This window comes from Mesorhizobium sp. M7A.F.Ca.CA.004.12.1.1 (genome assembly GCF_003997835.1).
GTDB lineage: Bacteria > Pseudomonadota > Alphaproteobacteria > Rhizobiales > Rhizobiaceae > Mesorhizobium.
On record NZ_RZRK01000279.1, the window covers coordinates 1 to 7,225 of the forward strand.

Annotated in this window: 11 protein-coding genes and 1 riboswitch; of the genes, 8 read left to right on the forward strand and 3 right to left on the reverse strand. The window is 62.7% G+C overall.

The window, feature by feature from the left end:
- Positions 1-110 precede the first annotated feature (110 nt).
- The 4 genes from EN984_RS16285 to EN984_RS16300 are packed head-to-tail and all read left to right on the forward strand — an operon-like array spanning position 111 to position 1,057.
- Positions 111-329 (forward strand): hypothetical protein, encoded by a 219-nt coding sequence (locus EN984_RS16285; protein WP_027035106.1) that lies wholly within the window; start codon positions 111-113, stop codon positions 327-329.
- A gap of 1 nt (position 330) precedes the next feature.
- Positions 331-564 (forward strand): hypothetical protein, encoded by a 234-nt coding sequence (locus EN984_RS16290; protein WP_127271125.1) that lies wholly within the window; start codon positions 331-333, stop codon positions 562-564.
- Positions 549-734: a hypothetical protein gene (locus EN984_RS16295; RefSeq protein ID WP_127271123.1), complete on the forward strand. Its 186-nt coding sequence runs from the start codon at positions 549-551 to the stop codon at positions 732-734. Before EN984_RS16290 ends, EN984_RS16295 begins: the two co-directional genes overlap by 16 nt.
- The gene (locus tag EN984_RS16300) at positions 734-1,057 is read left to right on the forward strand and encodes a hypothetical protein (RefSeq protein WP_127271121.1); all 324 of its coding nucleotides are present in this window, start codon (positions 734-736) and stop codon (positions 1,055-1,057) included. Before EN984_RS16295 ends, EN984_RS16300 begins: the two co-directional genes overlap by 1 nt.
- Before the next feature lie 126 nt (positions 1,058-1,183).
- Here EN984_RS16300 and EN984_RS16305 read toward each other — a convergent pair whose 3' ends face one another.
- Both EN984_RS16305 and EN984_RS37730 read right to left on the reverse strand, forming a co-directional pair.
- The gene (locus tag EN984_RS16305) at positions 1,184-1,891 is read right to left on the reverse strand and encodes a hypothetical protein (RefSeq protein WP_127270889.1); all 708 of its coding nucleotides are present in this window, start codon (positions 1,889-1,891) and stop codon (positions 1,184-1,186) included.
- 38 nt (positions 1,892-1,929) lie between these two features.
- Entirely contained in the window at positions 1,930-2,100 is a 171-nt protein-coding gene (locus tag EN984_RS37730; protein WP_164748724.1) for a hypothetical protein, read from the reverse strand.
- Between the two features lie 89 nt (positions 2,101-2,189).
- Here EN984_RS37730 and EN984_RS16310 point away from each other — a divergent pair, with 89 nt between their 5' ends.
- The 3 genes from EN984_RS16310 to EN984_RS16320 all read left to right on the forward strand — a co-directional run bounded on the left by EN984_RS16310 (position 2,190) and on the right by EN984_RS16320 (position 5,798).
- Positions 2,190-3,734: a glycosyltransferase family 39 protein gene (locus EN984_RS16310; RefSeq protein WP_127270891.1), complete on the forward strand. Its 1,545-nt coding sequence runs from the start codon at positions 2,190-2,192 to the stop codon at positions 3,732-3,734.
- A gap of 132 nt (positions 3,735-3,866) precedes the next feature.
- Entirely contained in the window at positions 3,867-4,385 is a 519-nt protein-coding gene (msrA, locus tag EN984_RS16315) for a peptide-methionine (S)-S-oxide reductase MsrA (RefSeq protein WP_127272383.1), read from the forward strand.
- 381 nt (positions 4,386-4,766) lie between these two features.
- On the forward strand, positions 4,767-5,798 hold the full coding sequence (locus tag EN984_RS16320) for a formyltransferase family protein (RefSeq protein ID WP_127272384.1): 1,032 nt from the start codon (positions 4,767-4,769) through the stop codon (positions 5,796-5,798).
- Positions 5,799-5,837: 39 nt separating this feature from the next.
- Here the strand turns inward: EN984_RS16320 and EN984_RS16325 are convergent, their stop codons facing one another.
- Complete coding sequence (locus EN984_RS16325) at positions 5,838-6,158, reverse strand: hypothetical protein (protein ID WP_127272385.1); 321 nt, start codon at positions 6,156-6,158, stop codon at positions 5,838-5,840.
- 195 nt (positions 6,159-6,353) lie between these two features.
- Positions 6,354-6,467: riboswitch (TPP riboswitch) on the forward strand.
- On the opposite strand from EN984_RS16325, the gene EN984_RS16330 reads away from it, so the two are divergent.
- Positions 6,458-7,066, forward strand: a complete 609-nt coding sequence (locus EN984_RS16330; RefSeq protein WP_127271736.1) for a YkoF family thiamine/hydroxymethylpyrimidine-binding protein — start codon at positions 6,458-6,460, stop codon at positions 7,064-7,066. (Overlaps the previous riboswitch by 10 nt.)
- Positions 7,067-7,225: the final 159 nt, after the last annotated feature.

The following is a 7,225-nucleotide window of genomic DNA, read 5'->3' on the forward strand; positions in this document are numbered from 1 at the left end:
CCGGCGCCCGGCGGCAAGGCGGCTGCCGCGGCCGGCATCCTCGTTCTCATGGCCGGAGCGCTCGCGGCTTTCCGGCATCACGTCGCCGATTTTTTCGGGAGCCTGTTTCGATGAGATGGTTCAACACCAATGCGCTGCACAATCTCCTCAACACGCTGATCGCCATCATCTGCGGCGGCGCGCTCGCCGGCTTCGACTGGACGCTGCTCGGCGTGAGCGACCGCACCGCGCTTCAGATCAGCGGCGCCATTGCCCTTGCCAAGATCATCATCAACGCGGTGCGTGACGGGCCGCGCGGCATGGTCGCGCCGCCGGCCAAGGAGACATGAGATGGGAACACTCACCCTCGCGCTGCTTGGCCAGGCCTGGCCGTATCTTCTGGCAATGGGCGCCGCGCTTGCCGGTGCCTGGACAGCCTATGCCAAGGGCAAGGCCAGCCAGAAGGCCAGGCAGGATGCCGCCGACGCCGCGGCGCGCACCGAAGCCCAGAAGATCGACGATGCCGTCGCCGGCCGGACGCCGGACGACAACAGAGGGAGGCTGGCCAGATGGTCAAAATCATAGCGCTCTCGCTGCTGCTGGCCGGCTGCACCACATCAGGCGGGTCGTTCTGCGCGGCCGGGCATCCCCTCCGGCCGACAAGGGCGGAGGCGGCGACCCTTTCCGACGCGTCGGTGGCGGCGATCCTGGCTCACAACGAAAAGGGCCAGAAGCTTTGCGGCTGGAGGCCATGATGAACGATCTTTTCGACCTGCTCGGCATCAAGGGACCGGTCGTGGCGGCGGGCCTCGCCGGCGGCGTTCTGCGCGCGCTGTCGCGGCATCGCTACAAGCTGCGCGAAATGGTGGCCTCGCCGATCTGCGGCGCACTTGCGGCGGCCTACCTGACGCTGCCGGCGGTGTCCTACGCCAGGATCGCCGGCCTGCCGATGCCCGATCCCGCCGACGACACCACCACGCTGGCGGCCGCCTTCCTGATCGGCGTCTGCGCCATGTGGATTTCGGACGTCCTGTTCGAGTTCGTGGTGCGGAGAGTCAGCCGCGCGCGGGACGAATAGCTGGTGCGGCGGCGATTGCTTGGCGGAATTGCCGAGGCACGTTTCCCGCGGCATCGAACCATCGAAGACAACCCAAAATAGCCCGTTCCGGTTCGCCGGGCGGGCTATTTTCGCGTGTCGGGCCGATCAAGCGAGGATGTTGACCGCGCGTGCCGCGACCAGCGCGATGGTCAGCAGCGAGATCATGGCCTCGGCCATCATCAGCAGCTTGGCGCGCTGGGAGAGTGGCAAGGTATCGGTCGGCGAAAATGCGGTCGCATTGGTGAAGGCGAGGAAGAAATAATCGACGAAGCCGGGCAGCCAATCTCGAAGCTCACGGTCGTTCAACGTCATCTGCGCGAACAGGAAATCGGCCTGTGCGAGCTTGACGAGGCCGCAGGTCGGCGGACCGCCGCGGTCGGTGCTCCAGAACCACAAGGCAAAAACGATGACGTTGGTGACCCAGATGTTGAGCGCGTCGATCAGCAGCGTCGTACCGCTACTGCCGGCATGGCCCTCCAGCAAGGCACGCACCAGCAGGACCAGCGAACCGCAATTGATGATGCTGATGATGGCGGTCATGGTCAGGGCTGTTCTGCGGATCATGACCCGAAACTGGCCGATCGCATGCCACTCGTGGTCCTCGACCGCCTTTCGGGTGGCGGCCTGCGTCCAGGCGGTGGCCACCGACAAGGGCAGCAGCAGGGCCGCCTCCAGCGCGGGCGCCACCCAGCGCGGCCCGAATGAGAGATTGTTGATGACCAGAAGCTGCAGGCAGATGATGACGAGAACGGCCGCACGGGCCATCCAGAAATCGAGCGCACGGTAGTGAATGACGGCATGGTGGTGGCGCATTTTTCAAATCCTGGATGCTTTTTGGGGACGGCAACCGGTCAGGCGTAGGCGACGCCTGCCGCGATCACGCCCAAGGCGCCATGCCCGGCATGTTCAGGGTGCTGCGCGATGGCGTGTTCCATTGTTGTCTTGCTGGCATGTGATGACGGGAGAGGCGGCATGGTGGCGCGAAACTCTGCCTCAATCTTGGTTTTGCCATGGTCGGCCAAGTATACATTTTCGTAAGCTTCAAGTTCTGGGCTGTTCGTAAAACCGTCCGGTGTGATTTATCCACCGCATGACGCGAATCGACGAAACCATGAACGGTTGGCTGCCGGTCGGCAGTTCTGTTCCAGGCGACTGGTGGCAGTCGTCGATCTGGCCGGGGCTGACGCGCTATCCAGAAGCCGGCCTAGCGCTTTTATGCCTGACGCAGATCCTGTGCTGGACCGTGATGCCGGCGCTTGTCGATGCCGCCCCGCCCGGCGATGTCGTCGAGAGCTTTATGTGGGGCCGCGAATGGGTGCTTTTGACCTACAAGCATCCGCAGCTCCCCGGCTGGCTGCTCGAGATCAGCCATCTTCTGACCGGATCGTTCCGCTGGCCGCAATATCTGCTCGCCCAGCTTGTCGTCTCGGCGACCTTCGTCTTCGTCTACCTGCTGGCCCGCGACATGCTCGGGAGAACCCGCGCGCTGGCCGCCGTGCTTTTGATGCCGTCATTGTATTTCTTCGGCTGGCCGACACCGCAGTTCAATCATGATTACGCGCAGATGCCCTTCTGGGCCGCAATCTGCTGGCTGCTGTGGCGTGCGGGCCGTGGCGGTGGGCCGGGCTGGTGGCTGGCGCTCGGACTGGTGTCGGGCGTCGGGCTCTATGCCAAGTTTTCCACCGGGCTGCTGTTGCTCTTCGGGGCGATCTGGCTGTTGTCGGACACGCGGGCACGCAATCGGCTCGCCACGCCCTGGCCCTGGCTTGGGCTCGCGGTTTTCCTCGCCGTCGCCGCGCCACTGGCCATCCAGCTCTACCGCATCGATTTCCTGCCGCTGACCTATGTCGCCGGCCGCGATGAATGGGTGTTGGTCCACCGCGCCCGCCTTTACTATATCGGTGTCCAAATGGCGGGGCTCTGCGGCTTATTGCTGGTGCTGTCGATATCGGGGCTGTTGCGGCGTTCGCCCGCGCCGGAACAGCCCATTGAGCGCGGCGCGCTGGCCTATCTCGTGTGGATGGGGCTTGGTCCGGCGGTGCTTGTCATGGTGGCCTCGCTGTTTACCGGCGCCGGCGAGGCGTGGGGCGCGCCGATGTACAATCTGGTCGGCGTTGTGGCGATCGCCTTGCTGGGTCATCGGCTTGGCGCCGTCGAACTGCGACGGCTGGCGATCTGCGCGTTCGCCTGCATCCTCGGCATGTCCGGTGCCTATGCGGGCATCCGCTGGACGAGTTGCAATTTGCGCGGGCGCATGGATGCCGTCTGCTGGCCAGCGCGGCAGATTTCGGACGAAGCCGAGGCGGTCTGGCACGCGGCGGTGCCCGGTCGGCTCGACATCGTCGGCGGCGATACCCGCATCGCGTTGCTGGCGGGCCTCAACGCCTATGACAAGCCGTCGATCTTCACCGACCTCGACATGCGGCTCGCCCCCTGGATCACCAGCCAGCGGCTGCGCGATCACGGTATGCTCCTGGTCTGGCCCGGGAGCGGCGTGCCACCTCGGCTGCTGGCGTGGCTGGGAAACATCCCGGTCAAGACCGTTCTTTTCGCCTGGTCGCTCAGGGCACCACCGGTGGCGATCAGCTTTGCCGCCATTCCGCCTGGCATGAAGCTACCGGGTTTGATCGACAGCCTCGCCCAACCGAGCAATTGAGGTAGATCCACCGCGTCCGCTGGACGAAGCAGGTGACAATGCCCATTTATGGCGAGACCACTTGCTTTCACGCAATTCCAGACGGAAAACCGCTACACACTTTTCCTGGAATTGCTTTTGAGGAGACGTGACATGGCGACTTCGACCGAACGTGCAGTCCTTGCCGGCGGCTGTTTCTGGGGCATGCAGGATTTGATACGGCGCTATCCCGGCGTCATCTCCACCCGTGTCGGCTACAGCGGCGGCGACGTGCCCAACGCCACCTACCGCAACCACGGCACCCACGCCGAAGCCATCGAGATCAATTTCGATCCGGCCATCATAAGCTATCGCACGCTGCTGGAACGCTTTTTCCAGATCCACGATCCGACGACCCGCAACCGCCAGGGCAACGATGTCGGGACGAGTTATCGCTCGGCGATCTATTACACCAGCGACGAACAGAAGCGCGTCGCCGAGGACACCATCGCCGATGTCGATGCCTCGGGCCTGTGGCCGGGCAAGGTCATCACCGAAGTCGCACCCGTTGGTCCGTTCTGGGAAGCCGAGCCCGAGCATCAGGACTATCTGGAGAAGTATCCCAACGGATACACCTGCCACTTCGTCAGGCCAGGCTGGAAGCTGCCGGTTCGCGAGACGGCGGTTTCGTAGATTCGCAACTGCGATTTGCCCTGCATTGCTGCTCGACGGTGTCGTCGAGCAGGTCATCGCATCCAAACCCCTTTCAGTCAGCGCACCGTGTCGCGTCGGCCATTGAGCTTTCACAATATCCGAGCGCTCTTCGAACGCCTTCGTCAACGGCGAATGCGGATGCGGTAGGCAAACACGGTCAGGTGGTTGACAGCCTGCCGTATCGCAGTCCAATTGCGCAGGAAGAGCTGATTTCGGGAGACGGGCCGTGAAGAAAATCTGCGAAAAGCCAGTGTTTGTAAAACGCGAGCGTCTTTCGGTTGTCACTGCCTTGGCATCGCCTTCCACTCAGCCGACCTGACAAGCTCGCCCTGATCTGTCGGCCCGTTTGAGCCGCCGAAGATGAGGCCGATCGAATCGACCGATCACTCGGAGCCGATCACAGCCGTTTTTGTCCTCGATATCTCTAACCATACGGGGCCTCTGCTCGCCGGCTGGCTAGAGGCTGGAAATGCAATTGGCGCGATCATCGTGCCCGGGTTCCGGCGTCGTCCCACCGGTTTCAGCATCGGCAATTTCCGACGAAGGCTTCAACGCAAGCTGCTGCTCAGGCGGTTTGTCGGTAACACGACTGTCAAGTTGATCGAATTTGGCCGCCCTTACGATTGGAATGCGCTTGGTCGCCAATTGTCTGACCTCCGCGCCGATGTGCTGGTCTGCTACACTTTGCCTGTCTTGATCCCTCAAGAGGTTCTTGGCCATTTTTCCAAAGGCGGGGTCAACCTCCACCCGGCGCTGCTCCCCGACTATCGAGGGCCACATCCGACCCAGCGCTTGGCCGTGGACGGCCGGTGTGCGGCTCATGGCGGCGTCACGCTCCACAAGATGTCCGCCGGTTTTGACGAGGGTGACATTCTCGGGCAGGTGCCGTTTTCCGAAGCTGACTGGACCTCGAGAGAAGCCTTGGTCGACAGCACGGCAACCGCTATGCGGATTCTGGTGAGCGAGGCGGTGCCGGCCTACTGCCGGGGGCTGTTGTCAGGAATGCCGCAGCCGAAAGGCGACTTCGTCTGGGCACGGCTTCAGCCCAGCCACCTGATAATCTCGCCGGCCATGTCGGTCGAGCATGTTGTACGGCTATGGCATGTGCTCGGCCTTCTGCCAGGCATCTATCTTGAAATCGGAACGCGCAAAATCAGACTGGGATTCCAGATCAGAAGGCTGGGGCCTTGCACAGGAAAGGCTCCGGTCAGGCGGTGGGGAACAGTGGAATTCGATCTCGCCAACGGTCGGGTCCTGTATTTTACCTACGGTAGAGTGCTCAAACGGCTGCTCAATTCAAAACACCTGTTTTTGCGCCCGCCCGCCGGAAAACCCGCTCCACAAATCCGGCTGTTCGGCAAAACGAGTGCTGCGGACCAGAGAAACGGATGAAGCCGCTGGGCGATGCCCAGCGGCTTCATCCGTGTGCGGTTACTTGCCACAATTATTATCGTTTACCGTTGGCGCCGTCGCGTTACCATCGGCGTCCGTCTGCGCGCCTTGCGGGTTGGTCGGGCAATTCTGATCCGCGTTCGAATTCATGTCCCCTACCGTGCCAGTCGTGCTGTTGGTCGTGCCCGGGTCGACAGTGTCCGGCTCGACCGTATTCGGTGAAGCCGGCGTGTTCGGCTCAACCGTCACCGATTTGCCGCTGCCGCTTCCATTTGCGTTGTTGCTGCCGGCGCTTTGCGCCATGGCTGACGTGGCCAGACCAATGGTGAGAACCGAAGCTGCGAGGATTTTCATGAACATGGTTTGTCTCCATTTCTGTGAAGTCGTCGCTTGTTTTCTACGAAAGTGATCGCGTTGCGACTGTGGGGACAACCGGTCGCGGCGGCGAAGGTTCCCGACAAAATTCCGCTCAGGCGCACCGTGACTGGCGCAATGCTTTTGGCGCAGTGCTCTGAAAAAACGGCTTTCCCTTGAACTCGAATGATGCTTTAAGGCGCACATCCACAGGGGTGCTCCGTACGGTCGGGGCTGAGACGGGGGCGGCAAGCCCACAGACCCTAGAAGCTGATCTGGGTAATACCAGCGGAGCGAGGCGGGCGATGTTTTCAGGCGCACAGATTTCCCTATACCCCATGACCGACGAATTCGTCGGTGTCATTCTTGGCGCGCTCGGTGCGCTCGATCCCTGGCGCGACAAGCTCAGGATCGAGACCGACGACATCTCGACCTTGCTGGTCGGGCCGCCCGAAGTGCTGTTTCCCGCCATGCGCGACCTCTTCGTGGCGGCGGCACGCAGCGGCAAACATTGCGTGTTGTCGGCCGCCATCTCGCGCGGGTGCCCTGGCGAGCCGGATGACCCGATCTGCCGCTCCGATGCACTTGGCGGGCCTGTCGGGCCACTCGGCCCGCGCAAGGATGCGGCCATTGCGGCGGTGCGCAATGCTGCTGCCACCGGCCAGCCGGCGGCGGCGCAGTTCTCGCTCTATGTGATGGGCACCGACGACCACATGGACGAGATCTACGGCTGCATCGATTTTCTCAAGCAGTCCGGCGTCTATGAGCGTTCCAAGCATTTCTGCACGAAACTGCGCGGTGATGCCGGTGCGATCTTTTCGGCGCTGGACGAGGCCTTCTGCCGCTTCGGACCAGGCGCCGGCCACGTAACCCTCGACGTCACGGTCTCGGCCAACAGCCCGTCGGCTGTCTGAACCAGCCGCGCTTTCGCGCTGCCGTCAAAGGTTGTCTCCCGTGGCCACATCATCAGTCGCTTCGCGCCCGATCGCGAGCCTTCTTGTCAAGGCAATGCCGGCCATGATCTCGGTCGGTTTGCTCCTGCTGGCGTGGGAGCTTTATGCCACCTATTCCGG